At 38.6% G+C, this 18,940-nt stretch carries 19 protein-coding genes; 11 read left to right on the top strand and 8 right to left on the bottom strand.

What is annotated here, in order from left to right:
- Positions 1–172 precede the first annotated feature (172 nt).
- Together CW736_RS02760 and uvrC are read right to left on the bottom strand one after the other, a co-directional pair.
- Complete coding sequence (locus CW736_RS02760; RefSeq protein WP_101012454.1) at positions 173–2,410, bottom strand: patatin-like phospholipase family protein; 2,238 nt, start codon at positions 2,408–2,410, stop codon at positions 173–175.
- Entirely contained in the window at positions 2,397–4,196 is a 1,800-nt protein-coding gene (gene uvrC / locus CW736_RS02755) for an excinuclease ABC subunit UvrC (protein WP_101012453.1), read from the bottom strand. Before uvrC ends, CW736_RS02760 begins: the two co-directional genes overlap by 14 nt.
- Positions 4,197–4,419: 223 nt before the next feature.
- On the opposite strand from uvrC, the gene CW736_RS02750 reads away from it, so the two are divergent.
- The 7 genes from CW736_RS02750 (at position 4,420) to CW736_RS02720 (ending at position 9,981) form a co-directional block, all read left to right on the top strand.
- Positions 4,420–5,391, top strand: a complete 972-nt coding sequence (locus CW736_RS02750) for a type I phosphomannose isomerase catalytic subunit (RefSeq protein ID WP_101012452.1) — start codon at positions 4,420–4,422, stop codon at positions 5,389–5,391.
- A gap of 14 nt (positions 5,392–5,405) precedes the next feature.
- The gene (trxA, locus tag CW736_RS02745) at positions 5,406–5,702 is read left to right on the top strand and encodes a thioredoxin (RefSeq protein WP_101012451.1); all 297 of its coding nucleotides are present in this window, start codon (positions 5,406–5,408) and stop codon (positions 5,700–5,702) included.
- Between the two features lie 92 nt (positions 5,703–5,794).
- Positions 5,795–7,195: an alpha/beta hydrolase family protein gene (locus CW736_RS02740; RefSeq protein ID WP_101012450.1), complete on the top strand. Its 1,401-nt coding sequence runs from the start codon at positions 5,795–5,797 to the stop codon at positions 7,193–7,195.
- A gap of 154 nt (positions 7,196–7,349) precedes the next feature.
- Positions 7,350–7,736 (top strand): DUF2237 family protein, encoded by a 387-nt coding sequence (locus tag CW736_RS02735; RefSeq protein WP_101012449.1) that lies wholly within the window; start codon positions 7,350–7,352, stop codon positions 7,734–7,736.
- Entirely contained in the window at positions 7,729–8,241 is a 513-nt protein-coding gene (locus CW736_RS02730; protein ID WP_101012448.1) for a GreA/GreB family elongation factor, read from the top strand. Before CW736_RS02735 ends, CW736_RS02730 begins: the two co-directional genes overlap by 8 nt.
- 328 nt (positions 8,242–8,569) lie before the next feature.
- Positions 8,570–9,712 carry an Mrp/NBP35 family ATP-binding protein gene (locus CW736_RS02725; RefSeq protein ID WP_101012447.1) on the top strand — a complete coding sequence of 381 codons (1,143 nt, stop codon included), beginning with the start codon at positions 8,570–8,572 and terminating at the stop codon, positions 9,710–9,712.
- 2 nt (positions 9,713–9,714) lie between these two features.
- A complete protein-coding gene (locus CW736_RS02720; protein WP_101015005.1) occupies positions 9,715–9,981 on the top strand; it encodes a NifU family protein in 267 nt (88 codons plus the stop codon).
- A 66-nt stretch (positions 9,982–10,047) separates the two neighbouring features.
- Here CW736_RS02720 and CW736_RS02715 read toward each other — a convergent pair whose 3' ends face one another.
- From CW736_RS02715 to CW736_RS02695, 5 genes are all read right to left on the bottom strand, one after another.
- The gene (locus CW736_RS02715; RefSeq protein ID WP_101012446.1) at positions 10,048–10,833 is read right to left on the bottom strand and encodes a DUF3050 domain-containing protein; all 786 of its coding nucleotides are present in this window, start codon (positions 10,831–10,833) and stop codon (positions 10,048–10,050) included.
- Between the two features lie 271 nt (positions 10,834–11,104).
- Positions 11,105–12,289 (bottom strand): acyl-CoA dehydrogenase family protein, encoded by a 1,185-nt coding sequence (locus CW736_RS02710; protein ID WP_101012445.1) that lies wholly within the window; start codon positions 12,287–12,289, stop codon positions 11,105–11,107.
- A 192-nt stretch (positions 12,290–12,481) separates the two neighbouring features.
- A complete protein-coding gene (locus CW736_RS02705; protein ID WP_101012444.1) occupies positions 12,482–13,222 on the bottom strand; it encodes a tRNA1(Val) (adenine(37)-N6)-methyltransferase in 741 nt (246 codons plus the stop codon).
- Positions 13,223–13,244: 22 nt separating this feature from the next.
- Positions 13,245–13,772, bottom strand: a complete 528-nt coding sequence (gene rimM / locus CW736_RS02700) for a ribosome maturation factor RimM (protein WP_101012443.1) — start codon at positions 13,770–13,772, stop codon at positions 13,245–13,247.
- 11 nt (positions 13,773–13,783) lie between these two features.
- Complete coding sequence (locus CW736_RS02695) at positions 13,784–14,287, bottom strand: 30S ribosomal protein S16 (protein WP_101012442.1); 504 nt, start codon at positions 14,285–14,287, stop codon at positions 13,784–13,786.
- Positions 14,288–14,414: 127 nt separating this feature from the next.
- Between CW736_RS02695 and CW736_RS02690 the strand changes: the two genes are divergently transcribed.
- Positions 14,415–15,248, top strand: a complete 834-nt coding sequence (locus tag CW736_RS02690; RefSeq protein ID WP_101012441.1) for a DUF6252 family protein — start codon at positions 14,415–14,417, stop codon at positions 15,246–15,248.
- Between the two features lie 54 nt (positions 15,249–15,302).
- Here the strand turns inward: CW736_RS02690 and CW736_RS02685 are convergent, their stop codons facing one another.
- A complete protein-coding gene (locus tag CW736_RS02685; protein ID WP_101012440.1) occupies positions 15,303–15,743 on the bottom strand; it encodes a TIGR02281 family clan AA aspartic protease in 441 nt (146 codons plus the stop codon).
- 150 nt (positions 15,744–15,893) lie between these two features.
- Here CW736_RS02685 and CW736_RS02680 point away from each other — a divergent pair, with 150 nt between their 5' ends.
- From CW736_RS02680 to CW736_RS02670, 3 genes are read left to right on the top strand one after another with little or no spacing between them, the layout of a single operon-like run.
- Positions 15,894–16,661, top strand: coding sequence for a TatD family hydrolase (locus CW736_RS02680; protein ID WP_101012439.1), 768 nt, complete (start codon positions 15,894–15,896; stop codon positions 16,659–16,661).
- Positions 16,662–16,700: 39 nt separating this feature from the next.
- Complete coding sequence (locus CW736_RS02675) at positions 16,701–17,831, top strand: 1-acyl-sn-glycerol-3-phosphate acyltransferase (RefSeq protein ID WP_101012438.1); 1,131 nt, start codon at positions 16,701–16,703, stop codon at positions 17,829–17,831.
- Positions 17,821–18,897: an asparaginase gene (locus CW736_RS02670; protein WP_101012437.1), complete on the top strand. Its 1,077-nt coding sequence runs from the start codon at positions 17,821–17,823 to the stop codon at positions 18,895–18,897. Before CW736_RS02675 ends, CW736_RS02670 begins: the two co-directional genes overlap by 11 nt.
- The last annotated feature ends 43 nt before the right edge of the window (positions 18,898–18,940 follow it).

The raw sequence follows: 18,940 nt of genomic DNA, 5'->3' as shown, positions 1-18,940 counted from the left end.
TTAAATCTCTCAAATTTCGGGAATTCTTTAGACCATTCCATGATTAAATGCTATTATTTAATTTTTTAATCGTCGGCGTGCCTTGATTTGTTGTTCAATACCTTATTATTTTTGCTTTTTTACAACAACTAGTAAGGTATCAGCATACATTTAAAAAAGCAGAAAGGCTTTATCAAAATTTAAAACCGATATTCACAAATACCTGTCCGTCTTTCTGTTGTGGAGAGAAGCTGTATTTTAATTCTAACGGACCTAAAAAGGTTTCTATACCATAACCAATGGCATAACCAGTATACCTTGCATTACTGAACCAGTCAGATTGTTCAAATAAATTGTCTTGTGTGTTTGCAAAATTAGCACTGAACACCACATGATTCTTCTTGAATACTTCATAATCTGCTTCAAAAAGCACCTTAATCATGGAGCCGCCACTAATACTTATAAAATCATATCCATAAAACGGAATAAGATTATTGATCCTGCGGGAGCCATATCCTCCTAAGAAAAAATCCATTGCAGAGTTGTCCGTATCACCTATTGTAATTCCTATATGCGCAGCTCCCCGAAGGGTAAAATTGCCAAAACGCTCTGCATGACCTACTTCTACTTGGGCGATAGAGAATTCTTTAAACCGCTCCCCAAATTCGGTATTGAATGCATATAAGTGAAAATCACCTTCTACCTTCCATCCAGAAGAGGGAAAAAGGGCATTGTCATAAGAGTCGACGAGTATCTTACCATAAACACTTCCCATACTCCCGTCTGAGAAATCGGTTGCGTCGTTAGTAGGGTTACCGGTGATCAAGGTTTCTGTAAAAACATGGAGCGACTTTACTTCAACTCCTGCAACAAAATTCACCGATTCATTAATCCTTGTCTGTAAAAAGCCTTGTTGTGTCCAGTCTCTATATTGTAACCTAAGGCTGTTCACACTTAGCGGTGCCAAGTTGATGACATCTTCTACAAAAGCGGCACTTACGTCTTGTTCAAATTTTACAAATTCACTGTGCAAGCCTATGGACCAGTAACGGCCTTTATCGATATAATAATCAAAATTGTACCTGAGATTATCTCCTATGATGGCATCCACCGATATAATATCGTTATCAAAAAAAACATTTTTCCGAGCTAGATTGATAAGTGCCGCACTGCGCAACAGTTCATCATAGTGAAGCCCCAGTCGTAAATAATTACGTACATCGCTTTCAACTAAATCTATTTCTAATATGGAGCCACCATCGTCTGCGATGATTTCATAATTGATTTTAGTAAAATTATCAGTTGCTTGTAAATTATTGAAACCACTACTCAAATCTTTATAAGCCACCATTCCAGGTGTTTTCACTTTAAACCTACCTACAATAAAAGCTCTGGTATAATTATTATTTCCCTTTACATTGATCTTGTTGAGATAAATACTGTCCACAGTTTTGACTATTAATTCTGGTCTGGAATAGTTATCAAAGACTAAGCTTTTAAGTTGGGCTGCATGTTCTCTAGCCGCTTCTTCTCCTTTTTGAATTATCTCTCTTCCTTGGTCAAAAGAGACTACAGTATAGGCTGCTATATCAGGGGTGATATAGACATCTGTTTGTGGCGCTTTTGCCTTCATGTCATTAATAGTACGGAAATTATTGATCTGCGAAAGTATATCTAGTGCACTACGCAATTCCTGTAGTGATTTTAAATCGTCCTGCACATCTACACCTATAATAATGTCCATGCCGCGTTCTTTCAATTTGTCTATAGGATAATTGTCGGTAACACCTCCGTCTATAAGCAGCTGGCCGTCTATTTCTACAGGTGCAAAAAGGGAAGGTAGCGCACCACTAGCATTTACAGCTTTTGGTAAATACCCTCTATCTAGTACTACTTCTTCACCAGTAGTAATGTCTGTAGCGATACATAAAAAAGGAATAGGTAGTTTGCTAAAATCATCTGTATCTTTAACATGAGACAGCAATCTTGAAAGCAAGTTATAGATATTTTGGCCTTTACTCAAAGAGGAGGGGAGCAATACTTTAAAATCTTTAAAAGGCAAAGTTACCGCATAGCGTTCATTGCTTCTGCGTTCATAATAGGATTTTGAATTACGGGGTATATCGTCAGAAATGATCTTGTCAAAATCAATAATATTAAAAATAGAATCGATCTGTTTGCCTGTATATCCAGAGGCATAAAGAGATCCTACGATCGCTCCCATGCTCGTTCCTGCCACGTAGTCCACCTTTATCCCAAGCGAATCAATAATTTTCAAAGTTCCTATATGAGCCAGTCCTTTTGCACCACCACCAGAAAGCACCAGTCCTATTTTTGGTCTAGAGGTAGGTTCGTTCTCTTGCGCTTGAAGATGATTCGCTTTCGCGAAAGCGAGAACGATTAAAAACAAAAGGAACCTACTCTTCTTCATCTTTATAAAAATCTATAATTTTTTGAGCTTTAGAAACCCCTACAACTTCAGCCAGCTCTTTTTTAGTTGCTACCTTAACGCGTTTAACGCTTCTAAAGTACTTGAGTAAATCTACCACCGTCTTTTCTCCTATTCCAGGAATCTCGTCTAGTTCGGTTTCAATAGCTTGTTTACTGCGTTTGTTTCTATGATGTGTGATTCCAAAACGGTGCGCTTCATTACGCATTTGCTGAATGACTTTTAAGGTTTCAGAACGTTTATCTAGGTATAAAGGTACAGGATCGTTAGGATAAAAAAGCTCTTCCAGTCTTTTTGCAATTCCTATTATAGGTATTCTACCTCTTAATCCCAGTCGTTCTAAGGCAGTAACGCCACTGGAAAGTTGTCCTTTCCCACCATCAACAATAATCAGTTGAGGTAAGGGCTGGTCTTCTTCTAGCAACCTGCGGTACCTTCTGTAAACGACCTCTTCCATACTTGCAAAATCATCTGGTCCTTCAACTGTTTTTATATTGAAATTTCGGTACTCTTTTTTACTGGGTTTACCATTTTTGAACACTACACATGCCGCAACAGGGTTGGTTCCTTGAATATTTGAATTGTCAAAACACTCCAGATGTCTAGGTTCTTCATCCAGGTGTAAGTCGGCTTTCATCTGGATCATAAGCCTGTTGGTATGTCGGTCTGGATCTACAATTTTAATAGTTTTGAACTGTTCCTGTCTAAAGAATTTAGCATTGCGTTCTGATAAATCAACCACTCGTTTTTTGTCTCCTAGTTTAGGTACGGTTACTTTGAGATTTTCTCCTAGTTCTACCTCAAATTGCGTGTAAACCTCTGTTGATTGGGAATCAAATCTATTGCGCAATTCTACAATGGCGAGTTCTAGCAATTGCTTGTCATCTTCATCCAGTTGTTTCTTTAGCTCCATGGTATGCGAGCGTGTGATTGCTCCATGATTGATTTGAAGATAATTCACATAACCAGCCGCTTCATCACTTACTATTGTAAAGATATCTACGTTAGAAATATTAGGGTTGACTACGGTAGACTTGGCTTGGTATCTCGTAAGGATTTCTAGTTTCTCTTTTAATTGCTGTGCTTCTTCAAACTCCATGTTGACTGCATGGGCTTGCATCAACTCTGTAAAGTAAGAAACGGCTTCCTTAAAATCCCCTTTTACAATTCCTCTTATGGCTTCTATACTGCGGTTGTATGCTACTTCATGTTGCAACCCAGTGCAAGGACCTTTACAATTACCTATATGGTATTCTAGGCACAATTTAAACTTGCCCTCATTAATTTTGTCTTGTTGTAAATCGTAATTACAAGTGCGTATGGGATACAGCGTTTTTACTAATTCCAGCAAAGTTCTTACTGTTCTAACACTGGTATAAGGGCCGAAATATTCACTGCCGTCTTTGATCATTTTACGAGTTAGAAAAACCCGTGGGAAACGTTCTTTTTTAATCACCAGCCAGGGGTAAGTTTTATCATCGCGCAGCATGATATTGTACCGCGGGTTGCGACTTTTAATCAAGCTGTTTTCTAATAGCAGCGCATCAGTTTCTGTTTCTACCACTATATGTTCAATACGGTGGATGTTTTTCACCATCGTTCGGATGCGGAAACTGTCGTGGCTTTTTGTAAAGTAAGACGAAACTCGATTTTTGAGCTTTTTTGCTTTTCCTACATAGAGCAACTTGTCTTTTTTGTCAAAATACAAATAGACTCCCGGAGAAAGCGGCAAGGTTTTGATTTGAACCTCTAAAGGTGGTGATTCCATAGCTCAGTAAAGATAGGGATTATGGTGATCTGGCTTTCTATTTTTTAATATTACTTTATAGCAAACCATGCTTAAACTAAAGCAGAATAGTTGGCAGCACAAAGCCTGTGTGCCACTAATAAAGATACCTCTTTGATCTTCAAAAGTTTAATTTGAAGGTGTACACTAGCTATTTTGGTGCGGTTATCTTAAATTGCGGGCTCATTCAGTTACGAAGTCATTAATGAAAGTGTATCCTTTGAAATTCGAGCCTGTTTTTCACTATCGTATTTGGGGTGGAGAAAAGCTCAAAACAGATTTTAATAAAAATTACGATCAAGAATCCATAGGAGAGTCTTGGGAAATAAGCGCAGTGCCTGGAAGTGAAACTCTAGTAAATCAAGGATTGTACAAAGGAAAAACAATCAATGAGCTTATAGAGTTATTTAAAGCTGATTTTCTAGGAGAAGAAGTTTTCCATCAGTACGGTGGGGAATTCCCCTTACTCATCAAATTTATAGACGCAAAAAAACCACTTTCTATTCAAGTACACCCCAGTGATGAACTTGCTAGAGAACGACACAATTCCTTTGGTAAAAATGAGATGTGGTATATCATGCCATCTTATGAAGATGCTGTGATCACCGTAGGTTTTAAGAAACAACTGGATCAACATTCTTATCAAGAATATCTTGAAAACAATACTATTACCGAAGTTTTAAATGAATTTCCAGTAAAAGCAGGAGACGCTTTTTACATTCCTACAGGAAGAGTTCATGCGATAGGTGCTGGAGTCGTGCTTGCTGAGATCCAGCAATCTTCTGATGTTACTTACCGCATTTATGACTACGACCGCAAAGATGCAAAAACAGGAAAAACTAGAGAGCTTCATACTGAAATGGCGTTGGAGGCCATTGACTTTGAACTTCAAGATAAATACCATACCGAATACACAAGAAAAAAGAACCAAGCTAATGAGTTGATCAATTCTCCTTATTTTAAAACCAATTTTTTAAAGATAAAAGGAGAGCAAGAACGGGACCTATCTCAAATCAATTCGTTTATCATATATATGTGCGTAAAAGGAAGTGCTTTTTTGCTTTATGAAAACGAGTCTTACGCGATCAATCAAGGAGAATGTCTTTTATTGCCAGCGGGAATAGACAAGGTGTTGTTCCAGGCCACTTCTACACAGCTTATTGAGATTTACTTGTAAAATAAACAAACATTATGTCCAGCTTTAAAGAACTTACGAATAGCGATACTCCCGTATTAATAGACTTTTTTGCCACTTGGTGCGGTCCTTGTCAAACCATGATGCCTGTTCTAGAACAACTAAAAGAGGACTTAGGAGATCAGGTGCGTATTCTTAAAATTGACGTGGACAAAAACAAAGCTCTCGCTACAAAATTCTCTATCAGAGGCGTGCCTGCGTTCCTGATTTTTAAAAACGGTAAACAAGTCTGGAAAGGCGCTGGCGTGCAACCTCTTCATGAATTGAAAGCTCAGATTGAAAAAGCCTCATAGCTTCGTATTCATTCTACAGGTTTGTTTTTGATAGATTCCTTAATCTAAGTATCTTTAGGATCTAGTTTGGAATATACCTAACAACTGTACTCATGAAAATAACACGCAACATCACTTTTTGGATCATTGTTCTACTAAATTCCTTAGGATCAAATGCACAAGAATTTGAAGGTTCTTGGACCGGAGGAATTCAAGGAATGCCACTCGTATTTGAAATTTCAAATACAGATGATGTGTATACGGCAAAAATGCAAAGCCCTTCACAATCTAAAACTTTCCTACCTATGGATGCCGCAACTATAGAAGGAAGTAAAATCACCCTAGTGCTCAATGCCTATAAAATTAAATATGAAGGCGAACTTAAAGGAGGGAAAATCATGGGTACTTTTGCTCAAGGAGGTTTTTCTGCAGAGATGAATTTAGAGAAGAAAGACTACGTAGAAGTAAAACCCAACAGGCCTCAAGAGCCTAAAGCCCCTTTCCCTTATAAGGTAGAAGAAGTCTTATTTACCAATCCAAAAGCAAACAACATCAAATTAGCAGGTACATTAACATTGCCTTCAGAAGCTAAGAATCCGCCGGTGGCGATTCTGATTTCTGGCTCTGGCCCTCAAGATAGAAATGAGGAGTTATTAGGCCACAAACCCTTTTTAGTACTTGCAGATTACTTAACTAGAAACGGAATAGCCGTGTTGAGATACGATGACCGTGGTGTAGCAGCATCTGAAGGAATACAGAAAGATGCTACTAGTGCCGATTTTGCTACCGACGTAGAAGCGGCGGTGAACTATCTCAAGACTCGTAAGGATATCAATAAAAAACAAATAGGACTTATAGGGCATAGTGAAGGTGGTTTGATCGCACCTATAGTGATTGCAAACAATAAAAAAGACGTGGCCTTCTTTGTTTCACTTGCAGGAACAGGTTTGCGAGGGGATCAAGTACTCTTACCACAAATGAGAAAAGGAGCAGCGCTTCAAGGCGCACCAGAAAAGGAGCTGAATTTTGAAATGAACTTAATGGATCAATTATTCCAAAAGGTTTTAGCGTCTAAAAACGCTACAAACCAAGCGCTTCAACAAGAACTTAAAATAATGATGACTGCTGCAGCAACTAAAGCGCCTGATGCGTTACAGTCTAAATATTCAGAACAATATATAACAGAGGTAAGCAAGCAATTTTCCGGCAACTGGATGCGTTTCTTTTTAACATATGATCCTGCTATTAATTTGGAAAAAGTAAGCTGCCCGGTTTTGGCAATCAACGGCTCTTTAGATTATCAAGTGATTCCTGAAATCAACTTATCTGGTATGAAATCCGCTTTCGCGAAAGCGGGAAACAAAGACGTCACCTTAAAAACACTACCAGGGCTCAACCATTTATTTCAAAATGCAACAACTGGAAGTGGTGTAGAATACGATCAGATAGAAGAAACCTTTGATCCAGAGACCTTGCAGCTTATAGCAAGCTGGATTAATAAACGGTTTAATTAATAGGTAGCCACTAACGCCAGATATCCTTTACAGAAGTAGCGGTTCGTTTTAAGACGTATAGCTGTCATTTCTGACCATTAATAGAGACTCAACTAAAAACAGAATAATGTCGAACTATTTATTCCTGCTTATATTTTCAATCCCGATTTATACTATGTCACAAACTACTGAAAAATCTACCGCTTTAAACGTGCTCGGCACTGCATTAGAATCTTGCTGCAATGACCCCATGACGGGTTACTGGAGGGATGGTTTTTGTCGTACGGCAAATGAAGATCAAGGGACTCATGTTGTTTGTGCAGTCATGACAGAGGAATTTCTAGAGTATACTAAGTCAAAAGGGAACGACCTTACTCGTGCTATTCCTGCTTACCAGTTTCCTGGTTTAAAGCCGGGAGATAAATGGTGCTTGTGCATTTTAAGATGGTTAGAAGCTGAAAAAGCTGGTGTAGCTCCTATGGTGGCACTAGCTTCTACAGATGACAAAGCGCTAGAGTATACGACTTTAGAAATGTTGAAGAAATATAAGGTAGATGAGTAGAGGCTTTGTAAGAGAAGGAGATCAAGAAGAACCAGTAGTCATCCCCCAGAGGGCGGTGTTGCCTGACCATGTGATCAATTATGTCACGCCAAGTGGCATGAACCAATTAAGAGAAGAACTAGATGCCTTAGAAAATGATTTTGCAGGAATTGCGGTAGAAGATGAGAAGGAAAGAAGACGCGAGCAAACTTTAGTTCTTGGAAAGATAAAATTACTCAAAGAGCGAATAAATTCAGCTCGTCCCATTCTTTTAGAAGAGCAACCGCAAGATGAAATACGTTTTGGCGCCACGGTGAAAGTTAAAAATTTAAACTTAACGACATATCAGGTGCTGACCATTACAGGAGTAGATGAAGCAAATGTAGCTCAGGGAAAAATAGCTTTTACCACGCCTATCGCCCGAGCGATCATAGGGGCAAAAGCAGGAGATACTGTAGATTTTAAATTAGGAGGCGAGAACAGGCCGCTTCACATAGAATACATCAAATACGGGAGTAATACTTAAATTATTGGAGATAGCACCCAGTTCACTTTTTTATTTTAAAATAGCAGTTGATGCCGCAATCGATACGGGACTAAAGCGGTATAATGATTATCTATTCCTTTTATTTAGAATGATTTTTAATTACGAACTCTGAGTAGTACCTTTGTGGGACTATTTATTATTTAAAATAGGCTTGAAATAATTGCAATGATATCAAGTCCGAATGAAATAGAAAAGCAACCTGCTTGCTGAAGAGCGCGGTTGTACTTGGATATGGAACTGCCGGAGATAGCATCGAATTATAAGGTATACTTGAAATGATGAACAGAATAATACTCTAAAATTCAAAATGAAAATAGAAAAGAAAGACGTTTTTAAAGCTTTGGAAACCATTTCGGTTCCAGGGGAAGGAAAAAACATGGTAGAAAGCGGTGCAATTAAAAATGTACTTGTTTTTGGAGATGAGGTAGTAGTTGATGTAACGATCAATAATCACAGTCTGCAAGCAAAGAAAAAAACAGAGGTTTCTATCCTACAGGCGATTCATAGAGAAGTCTATGAAAAAGCACAGATCAAGGTAAACCTTAAAGTAGAAGCGCCAGAAACGGCCGATAAGAAACCAGAGATCAAAGGAAAAGCCATTCCAGGTATTGATAATATTATTGCAATAGCATCTGGTAAAGGTGGGGTAGGTAAATCTACGGTTACAGCAAATATTGCCGTAACTCTTGCAAAAATGGGCTTTAAAGTGGGTCTTCTGGATGCAGATATTTACGGTCCTAGTGCCACTATTATGTTTGACATTGTAAATGAAAAGCCACTTTCTGTAAATGTCGATGGTAAATCAAAAATGAAGCCGGTCGAAAGTTATGGAGTAAAAGTACTTTCTATAGGTTTCTTTACACAACCAGATCAGGCAGTCGTATGGCGTGGACCAATGGCCTCAAAAGCATTGAATCAAATGATTTTTGATGCGGCTTGGGGAAACCTTGATTTTTTAGTTGTTGACTTGCCACCAGGAACAGGGGATATTCACTTGAGTATTATGCAGTCCTTACCCTTAACAGGTGCGGTAGTAGTTTCTACACCTCAAACGGTTGCACTAGCTGATGCACGCAAGGGAGTTGCGATGTTCCAACAAGAAAGTATCAATGTTCCTGTTTTAGGAATTATTGAGAACATGGCTTATTTCTCACCGCCAGAATTACCAGAAAATAAATATCATATTTTTGGTAAAGACGGAGCAAGAAATCTCGCTGAAGATTTAGACATTCCTTTTTTAGGTGAATTGCCATTGATACAATCCATAAGAGAAGCAGGGGATGCAGGGCGACCAGCAGCAATGCAGGAGGGCACAGACATTGAAAAAGCATTTATTGAAATCACTAAAAAAGTAGTTTCAGAAACGGTTCGTAGAAATGATGCCTTGCCACCTACACAAGCAATTAAAATTACAACTATGGCAGGTTGTAGTGCAGTAAATAAAAAATAATGATGACAGGAGAAGAGTTGGCAGCCGCAGTAGAAGCTGGATTACAGGAGATCAGACCTTTTTTACAAAGAGATAAAGGAGATATAGAATTGGTTTCTATAGATCAAGATAAGTTTGTAGAAGTCCGTTTGCTAGGCAGCTGTGTGGGGTGTCATGTCAATCAAATGACTCTTAAATCTGGTGTGGAACTCACGATCAAAAAATACGCTCCACAAATAGAAACTGTGACAGATATTTCTGGGAAAACCTTAGAAGAAGATAATATATAGCTGTAATAGTTTTATTGATGCACATAAAAAAAGCCGATTCTTAAGAATCGGCTTTTTTGTTTGGGTTTAAACCAATTCTAATGTTGACGAATGGATCTGTTCTAATATGCCGTCAAATAATGTAATTCTAGATTCTAGGGCTTCTTTAGAAACTTCAGCTGCTTCTTGCCATTTTATAGGGTCGTCTCCGCAGAGCATGGCCACCATTTTATGTGCCATAGGTCCGTGCTCATCGCCATCTAATTCAATATGTCTGTCAAAATAATAGGTGATCGGTTCCAGATCAGTTGCTATTTGTGTTGTTGCTAACCCGCTAAGGATCTCTGTAAACATTTCAGGAATCAAGTCTTCTCTACCGTAAGTAAAAGCGGCTGCAATCTCGTGATCTTTTCCTCTGTTGATGATGCTAAAGGTGGATGTCAGGAACTGTTTGATATGTGAAGCTAATGTTGAGCTCTCAATCTTTTCAAGGATTTGATCGGACTGAGATAATTTTGTAATATCACTTTGAGCCTTGTCTGTAGCAACTCCTGCAGCATTCATCGCATTAAGGTACATTTCATAATGGCTCATTCTGTTGCCATGTTGATCTCTATCTGTTTCTTCAGCGAGGACTATCTCGTTAATGAGGTATCTCAGATCAGGATTTCCTTTAGGGACCCACGGAGTAGAAGTGCAGGTTAGTGAATTCTGTAAGGCTTTTAATAGGGACATAAAGTCCCATACTGCATAGACATGAGAAGACATAAATATTCTTAGATCTTCATCAGTTTTTATTTGAGAGTAGAGTTCATGATGCAATAATCGTTTACGCACCTCACTGATTTGACTGGATATGGTATTCTCTTTCATAACTGCTTGTTAGGTTACAAAAATAAACACAGGAGCAGTACCTTTCATTTTAAAAAGATAGAATTAATAAAGGATTAACTTCATTAGTGATTTTTATCAATTTAGAGTTAAAAAGGGTGAAAATTTAAATACTTTATCGACTGGCTATTTGTAGCAGTAATAGAATAAAATAAAACAGAAGGTACTAGCTATTTCCCTAAGAGTTGAGCTCTAAAAAAAAATCCTTTTAATTGCTTAAAAGGATTTGATAGGGATATGTATAAGTTAAGGTCTACTTAAAGGCATTCTCACCAGTAATGTCTAGTCCAGTGATGAGCAGGTGTATGTCATGAGTACCTTCATAAGTGATGACACTTTCTAAGTTCATCATGTGACGCATGATGCTGTATTCTCCAGTAATTCCCATACCACCTAAAATTTGTCGCGCTTCACGAGCAATTTTAATGGCCATATCTACATTGTTACGTTTTGCCATAGAGATCTGAGCTGAGGTGGCACGATCTTCATTTTTAAGCTGTCCTAAACGCAAAGCGAGTAATTGTGCTTTGGTGATTTCGGTAATCATTTCGGCAAGTTTCTTTTGTTGCAATTGGAAAGCAGCAATAGGCTTACCAAACTGTATGCGTTGCTTAGCATATCTCAAGGCCGTATCATAACAATCCATTGCGGCTCCTATGGCTCCCCAAGCTATTCCAAAACGAGCCGAATCCAAACATCCTAATGGTGCTCCTAATCCAGATTTGTTAGGTAAAATATTGCTTTTAGGTACTTTGACATCTTGAAAGATCAACTCCCCAGTTGCACTAGCTCTTAAAGACCATTTGTTGTGTGTTTCTGGAGTTGTAAACCCTTCCATACCACGTTCAACAATAATTCCATGTATGCGTCCCTCTTCATTTTTTGCCCATACGACAGCAACATCACAAAAAGGGCTGTTAGAAATCCAAAGTTTTGCGCCATTAAGAATGACATGCTCTCCGTCACCAGCATCTTTATAATTAGTGGTCATCCCGCTAGGGTTAGAACCGTGATCGGGCTCTGTAAGGCCAAAAGATCCCATGAACTCACCGCTAGCAAGTTTAGGAAGAAATTTTTGACGTTGTTCTTCACTACCGTATTTCCAAATAGGATACATCACTAGAGAAGATTGCACAGAAGCTGTGGATCTTACACCACTATCACCGCGCTCGATCTCTTGCATGATCAATCCGTAAGAAATTTGATCCAGTCCAGCACCGCCGTATTCCTCAGGAATATACGGTCCAAAAGCTCCGATAGAAGCCAAGCCTGGAATAATGCTCTTAGGGAATTTTGCGTCTTGCGCTGCCTGCTCTATAATAGGGGATACGTCACGCTTTACCCATGCACGGGCAGCATCGCGTATCATTTTATGTTCTTCGGTTAAAAGGTCGTCCAGGTTATAATAATCTGGTGCTTCAAATAAATCTGGTTTCATTCTTTAAATGTTAAATACAAAACTATAAATATAAAATTTAAAGGTTTTGTTATTAGAGTAATTTGGTCGTAAAAATAATTGATTCTTAAGGAATCAGGCCTAATTATTTTTAATCTTTCAATCGATTGCGAGTCGTTTTTGTAGGTGCCTCAATAAAGTCGATCTACAAAGCTTTATTTGATTGCGTAAAAGTTACATTTTTAAGTAAAAGTCTTTTGTAAGACCTATGTAATCTTCAGTATAATCGTGTCTTGATTTTTCAATGACCAGAGTTTCTATTGTAGCAATGGCAGGCTTGTTTTGCACGCTTTCGCGAAAGCGAAATTCCATCAAACATCTTTTTACTTTACTGTCTTCAGTGCCTTTAACATATGTCGTGTGCACTGGTTCTAACTGAAAATGAGAAGTTATTTCTAAAAAATGTTTTTCTCGATCTTTAGGAATAATGCAGGCAAAAGTTCCATCCTTTTCCAGTAATTGATAAACCCCATATACCAGTTCTTCAAAAGGTAAGGCGTCATCAAATCTTGCCTGCTGGCGTTTGTCCTCTATCTGTCCAGTATTCTTGACACTGACGGCATCATAAAAGGGTGGGTTGCTCACAATGAGATCGTAACGTTCTTCTACTTCTTCATAAAACTCTTGGAATGTCGCATGAAAACAAAATAAGCGATCACCCCACGGACTGTTTTCAAAGTTCTCTGTTGCTTGCTCGTAGGCATCTACATCTATTTCTAGTGCTTCTATATTGGAGTTGGCAAATCTTTGTGCGAGCATTAAAGAAATAACTCCGGTGCCACTTCCTATATCAAGGATGGTTCTAGGTTCTTGATGAGTGGTTGCCCAGGCGCCTAATAAAACACCGTCAGTACCTATTTTTTGAGCACATCGATCTTGAGCTACGGTAAATTCTTTGAATTTGAATAGGCTCATGATAAAAAGTAATTCATAAAGTTTAAGAAAGATATAGGTCTATCAATCCGTCTGGTGTGGTAACTGTAACGGTCTTCTGTTCCCGGTCTACTTGATTAATAAAATGATCATTGATCGGAATCAGCATTTCATCTCCGTTATGATCTACTATAAAAAGGGCTTGAGTCGTCATGTCGTTGATACCTGTAATGGTACCTATCTCGCCATGATTGGTATCTATGATCTTATAATTGATGACTTCATGGAAGTAAAATTTATTCCCTTCTAGTTTAGGAAGAAAGGAAAGAGGTAGATAAAGGTCTCTTTTCATCATTGCGTCTGCTGCAGCTTCATCATCTATATCTTCTATTTTTATTCTAAGAAGAAGTGATTTGTGCAACTGACTAGATTCAATAAAAAATGGAACCAAATTTTTACCGATCTCGATAAAAACTGATTCCATTTCTGTAAAAAGCTCTGGTTCGTCTGTGTCTAGTTTAACTAGTAACTCCCCTTTAAAGCTAAATTTATTAACAACAGTACCTACGTAAAAACATTTTTCTTTACGCATGACTTTGTTTTTTACTCTTCTTCTTCTGTTGCATCAGCACTCTCAGCAGCTGGTTCTTCAACTACTTCTGGAGTATTTGCTGCGATACGAGCTTCATTTACTGCTTTTTCAGCTTCTAGAGCTTTTGCAGCCATTGCGTCAGCATCTGCTTGAAGACCTGATGCCTTACCGGAGATCTTACCTTCTTTTTCAGATAACCATGCATTGAATTTCTCTTCAGCTTGTTCTTCAGTAAATGCGCCTTTAAGCACACCACCTTTAAGGTGTTTCTTCATCATCACACCTTTGTAACTTAATAAGTTACGCGCTGTGTCTGTAGGTTGTGCACCATTTTCTAACCAAGTTACAGTTCCATCTACATCGAGATTCACTGTTGCTGGGTTAGTGTTAGGGTTATAAGTACCTAATTTTTCAAGATATTTACCATCTCTTTTTGAACGCGCATCTGCTGCAACGATCCAATAAAATGGTTTTCCTTTTTTACCGTGTCTTTGTAATCTAATTTTTACTGGCATAACTATTAAAGTTTATGGGTGCCCGACCCTGATTATTAATTTGAGATTGCAAAAATATCATTTATTTAATAATATACAGCATATGTTTATATTTTATTTACATTTGTTGCAACACATAATTTATTCTATGAAACTGATTAGTAAATACTTGTTGATTGCCCTTGCTGTCATCTCTTTTGGATCTTGTTCTGAAAATTTAGAAGATGATAACACACCTGCGATTCAAGCGGTACGTAATGGAGAGTTTTTTAAGTCTGAGCAAATGAGCGCTACTGTAAATGCAGATGGAACACTTTCTGTAGTAGGACAAAACCCACTAGAAACACTAGAGTTTAACTTGGATGGTGATGGCGTAGGCTTATATAGGTTTGGCGCAGGTTCCCAAAGTGAGGCTATTTATACCTTTAATGGTTCAGCTCCTTTTTCTTCTAATTTAGGAAATGGAAATGGAGAATTACGACTTACCTCAGTAAACACTCAAAGTGGTGTTACTGGAACTTTTAGTTTTGTGAGTTACTTAGCAAATAATGCCGACTCTCTTTATATGAGAAAAGGTGTTATTTTTCAAGTGCCCTTTGGTGGAGCATTAGGAACAGGTGGAGGTGGATCTTCTACGGACAGCTTTAATGCTAATGTAGACGGTGTTGCCCTTAATCCTCAAACAGTAGCGGGTGTGGATTCTTCTGGAACCATCTTAGTAAATGGTGCCAACAGCTCAGCGGCGATAACATTAAGTTTCCCAGGCACCATAACCCCTGGTTCCTATGCGTTTGCTTCTAGTGGTGATTACACTGCTACTTATACGACTAGCGGTGGTGCTAGTGCCATTTCTGTAACGGGTACTTTAGAAATTTTAACAGCAGATACTGCTGCAAATACGGTTTCCGGAACATTTGATTTTGTGACCGGCCCTCCAAATAATTTTGATATCACCAATGGAACATTTAGTGTTTCCTATTGATGATAACCTCTATTTTTTAAAAAAAAGCCTTGATGTCACTATCAAGGCTTTTTTTTACGGCTTTAAATACATCTTTTTGCCTTTATAATCTATAATTGCTTTTGCAGCGATCAAGAAGTCGGCCCCTAATAATCCTTGGATAGAACGCATTCCTTCTGTTTTGAGTGCTGTATTGATAAAGCTCATATCCATACTTAACAAGGTTACATCTTCATCTGACCAATCGCTCAATTCTAAGGTATTGTGATGAGAAATACGTGGTCGTAGAGAACCACTAGCCGTACCTATTTGTCGGTCCATAAATTCTGTTTCTAGTTGGAATTCTTTATACATGGCTTGGTTCACGCAAGTGGCACTGGCACCTGTATCTATAATAAACCTTCCCGGATGACCGTTTATGGATGCTTTGGCAACTATATGACCGCTTTTTGAAGCCACTCTGATATGGTGCGCTATATAGCCCTGGGAGAGAAGTAATTTTTTAAGCGATGCCATGAAATAGTTTTAAGAGGTAAATATAATTCTGCTTTTGTAGCTCAACAAGTGCGGCATGAACTTCTTTTAAAAAAGAAAGCATAACAAGTGCATCACAAACTTCTTTTAAAAAAGGGAAAGCATGCCTGTTTCAATCCTTATTTTTGCCTTATGATTTTGACAGATACACACACGCATTTATACAGCGAGGCTTTTGATGAGGACCAAGAGGCGATGATACAACGAGCTCTTGACGCTGGAGTAGAACGTTTTTTTGTACCAGCCATAGACGCGAGCTATACTGATGCGATGCTGAGTCTTAAAAAGAAATATCCTGCGCAAGTTCATTTAATGTGTGGTTTACACCCTACACATGTAAAGGAAAATTACAAAGAAGAGCTCGCTCACGCGGCAGAAATGCTACAAAAGGAGCCTTATGTAGCAGTAGGCGAAATAGGGATGGATCTGTATTGGGACAAGAGTTTTAAATCGCAACAACAAGAGGCTTTTCACACTCAAATACAGTGGTCTATAGATAAGAAGTTGCCTATCGCGATTCACTGTAGGGAAGCATTTGACGAAGTGTTTGAGGTACTAGACGATTATCAAGGGACCGCACTTCATGGCATATTTCATTGTTTTACTGGCAACTTAGAACAAGCACAACGCGCGATAGACTTAAAAATGAAATTAGGAATAGGTGGTGTGGTTACTTTTAAGAACGGTAAAATAGATCAGTTTCTAGATCAAATCTCGCTTTCTGAAATTGTATTAGAAACAGATGCTCCTTATCTTGCGCCAGTCCCTTACCGAGGTAAGCGCAATGAAAGCGCCTATTTGATTCAGGTAGCCGAGAAATTAGCCAGCATTTATAACAAAGACTTAAAAGAAATTGCCGAAATCACAACTTTAAATTCGCGCCAAGTCTTCGGAATATAAAAAGGAGATCATTACATTTGTTTTTATACCCAAAAAGATTTGAATAGATACGACGACATACGGTTTTTTAATGACGCTGAAGTACAAATAGCGCTTCAGAGCGCAGTGCGTCACCCCATGATAAAATCACTTTTCCAGTACACGTTTAAAGACATGGACTACGAAGAGGCAAAAAAGATTATACTCTCTTGTAAGTCCATCAATGATTTTCAGCGGGATGTGATTTGTAGAACGGTAGAGACCGTGCTAGCAGAATCCAGTGCTGGGCTTACTACTTCAGGTTTTGATCAGTTAGATCCTAAAAAGAGTTACCTCTATATTTCCAACCATCGGGACATTGTTCTAGACACTTCCTTGATCAACCTCACCCTTTTTAATAAAGGCCTGATAAGAACAGCAAGTGCTATAGGAGATAACTTGGTACAGCGTCCTTTTGTAAACGCACTCAGTCGTCTCACTCGTAATTTTATAGTCAAAAGAGGAGTAAGTCCTAGGGAGATTTTAATGAGTAGCAAGAAGCTCAGCGAGTACATCAAGTCCTTAATTCAAGAAGACAATAGAAGTGTATGGGTAGCGCAACGTCAAGGTCGTACTAAAGATGGTAACGATATCACGGAGCAAGGTGTGCTTAAAATGATCGCTCTAGCGGCGGGTAAAGAAGGTATAGAGAGTTATTTGAACAATTTGCGTATTGTGCCGGTATCAATCTCTTACGAGTACGACCCTACTGATATTTTAAAAGTACCAGAACTACTTGCCAAAGAAGCTGACGAAGAATACATCAAATCTGAAAATGAAGATTTCAATAGTATTTTAAAAGGAGCCTTAGGTCAGAAAAAGCACATTCATATCCACGCGGCAAAGCCTTTTCATATAAAAACTCTAGAAGAACAAAGTACCAATCAAGTGTTGCAACGCATTGTACAGCACCTGGATAGAGAAATACAAACCAATTATAAGCTTTGGCCTACTAATTATGTAGCTCATGATTTACTGACAAACAGTTCTAAATACAAAGCACATTATTCAGACCACGATATGCAGCAGTTTGAACGCAGATTGCGTTTACGTGTTAATGTAGAAGACCGTAAAGCGGTAGAAAGCTTCTTGAACATGTATGCACGACCCGTGTTGAACAAAGAAAAACTGGCAGTCACTAATGAAGCCTAAGATACTATTGATCTATACTGGTGGAACCATTGGTATGATGAAAGATCCGGAGACCAAAGCTTTAAGAGCTTTTGACTTTTCAAAGTTGCTGGTGCATATTCCAGAAATAAAACAGCTGGATTGTGAGATAGATACTTTTTCCTTTGACGATCCTATAGATTCTTCAGACATGAATTTAGAAGAGTGGCGCAAACTAGGTGATGTCATCCATAAGAATTACGATGATTACCACGGCTTTGTGGTTCTTCACGGTAGTGATACCATGTCTTATACAGGAAGCACGCTCAGCTTTATGTTTGAGAACCTTACCAAGCCCATTATACTTACAGGTTCCCAATTGCCTATAGGTGATTTGCGTACTGATGCTAAGGAGAATCTGATCACTAGTCTGCAACTTGCGGTAGAGCAAGATCAGGAAGGGCCTATCATTAAGGAAGTTTGTATTTATTTTGAATACCAATTGTATCGGGCTAACCGAACGGCAAAGATGAATGCCGAACGTTTTGAAGCCTTTAGCTCGCCTAACTATCCTCCATTAGCTATTAGTGGGGTGCATTTAAATATAGATAAGAGTTTGTTGTGGAAATGGCAAGTGGAGGATCCCGCTTTCGCGAAAGCGGAACAAGGAAAAAGTCCTGTTACAGACGCTAACCGTATGAGGTACCGACCTAAGCTTGTGGATCAGGTGGTTGTTTTAAAACTTTTCCCAGGAATTACCGAGGAAGTAGTACGTGCCATATGCCAGATTAAATCTTTGAAGGGTATTGTTTTAGAAACTTATGGAAGTGGTAACGCACCCACTCAAAAATGGTTTGTAAACATCTTAAAAGAGGCTTTAGAAAACGGTATCAGAATGGTGAATGTGACGCAGTGTATAGGCGGTGCCGTGGCCATGGGAAAATATGAAACCAGTATACAGCTGCAGAAAATAGGGCTGGTGTCTGGTAATGACATTACCACCGAAGCGGCACTGGCAAAAATGATGTACTTGTTGGAACACACCGATAGTCCATCAAGTTTTAAAACCTACTTTGAGACCTCGTTAAGAGGAGAAATAACCGGATAGACTTTCAGATAAAAAATAGGCTTAAATAAGTATATTGCCGTAT

Source organism: Nonlabens sp. MB-3u-79, from assembly GCF_002831625.1.
Taxonomy (GTDB): Bacteria; Bacteroidota; Bacteroidia; order Flavobacteriales; family Flavobacteriaceae; genus Nonlabens.
Note: the sequence above shows the minus strand (reverse complement) of the source record. Positions and strands in the feature narration are given on the sequence as shown.

Coding starts and splice junctions, on each gene's coding strand:
- CW736_RS02760 (WP_101012454.1), bottom strand. CDS start 2,410: ATGAAGAAGAGTAGGTTCCTTTTGTTTTTAATCGTTCTCGCTTTCGCG.
- uvrC (WP_101012453.1), bottom strand. CDS start 4,196: ATGGAATCACCACCTTTAGAGGTTCAAATCAAAACCTTGCCGCTTTCT.
- CW736_RS02750 (WP_101012452.1), top strand. CDS start 4,420: ATGAAAGTGTATCCTTTGAAATTCGAGCCTGTTTTTCACTATCGTATT.
- trxA (WP_101012451.1), top strand. CDS start 5,406: ATGTCCAGCTTTAAAGAACTTACGAATAGCGATACTCCCGTATTAATA.
- CW736_RS02740 (WP_101012450.1), top strand. CDS start 5,795: ATGAAAATAACACGCAACATCACTTTTTGGATCATTGTTCTACTAAAT.
- CW736_RS02735 (WP_101012449.1), top strand. CDS start 7,350: ATGTCACAAACTACTGAAAAATCTACCGCTTTAAACGTGCTCGGCACT.
- CW736_RS02730 (WP_101012448.1), top strand. CDS start 7,729: ATGAGTAGAGGCTTTGTAAGAGAAGGAGATCAAGAAGAACCAGTAGTC.
- CW736_RS02725 (WP_101012447.1), top strand. CDS start 8,570: ATGAAAATAGAAAAGAAAGACGTTTTTAAAGCTTTGGAAACCATTTCG.
- CW736_RS02720 (WP_101015005.1), top strand. CDS start 9,715: ATGACAGGAGAAGAGTTGGCAGCCGCAGTAGAAGCTGGATTACAGGAG.
- CW736_RS02715 (WP_101012446.1), bottom strand. CDS start 10,833: ATGAAAGAGAATACCATATCCAGTCAAATCAGTGAGGTGCGTAAACGA.
- CW736_RS02710 (WP_101012445.1), bottom strand. CDS start 12,289: ATGAAACCAGATTTATTTGAAGCACCAGATTATTATAACCTGGACGAC.
- CW736_RS02705 (WP_101012444.1), bottom strand. CDS start 13,222: ATGAGCCTATTCAAATTCAAAGAATTTACCGTAGCTCAAGATCGATGT.
- rimM (WP_101012443.1), bottom strand. CDS start 13,772: ATGCGTAAAGAAAAATGTTTTTACGTAGGTACTGTTGTTAATAAATTT.
- CW736_RS02695 (WP_101012442.1), bottom strand. CDS start 14,287: ATGCCAGTAAAAATTAGATTACAAAGACACGGTAAAAAAGGAAAACCA.
- CW736_RS02690 (WP_101012441.1), top strand. CDS start 14,415: ATGAAACTGATTAGTAAATACTTGTTGATTGCCCTTGCTGTCATCTCT.
- CW736_RS02685 (WP_101012440.1), bottom strand. CDS start 15,743: ATGGCATCGCTTAAAAAATTACTTCTCTCCCAGGGCTATATAGCGCAC.
- CW736_RS02680 (WP_101012439.1), top strand. CDS start 15,894: ATGATTTTGACAGATACACACACGCATTTATACAGCGAGGCTTTTGAT.
- CW736_RS02670 (WP_101012437.1), top strand. CDS start 17,821: ATGAAGCCTAAGATACTATTGATCTATACTGGTGGAACCATTGGTATG.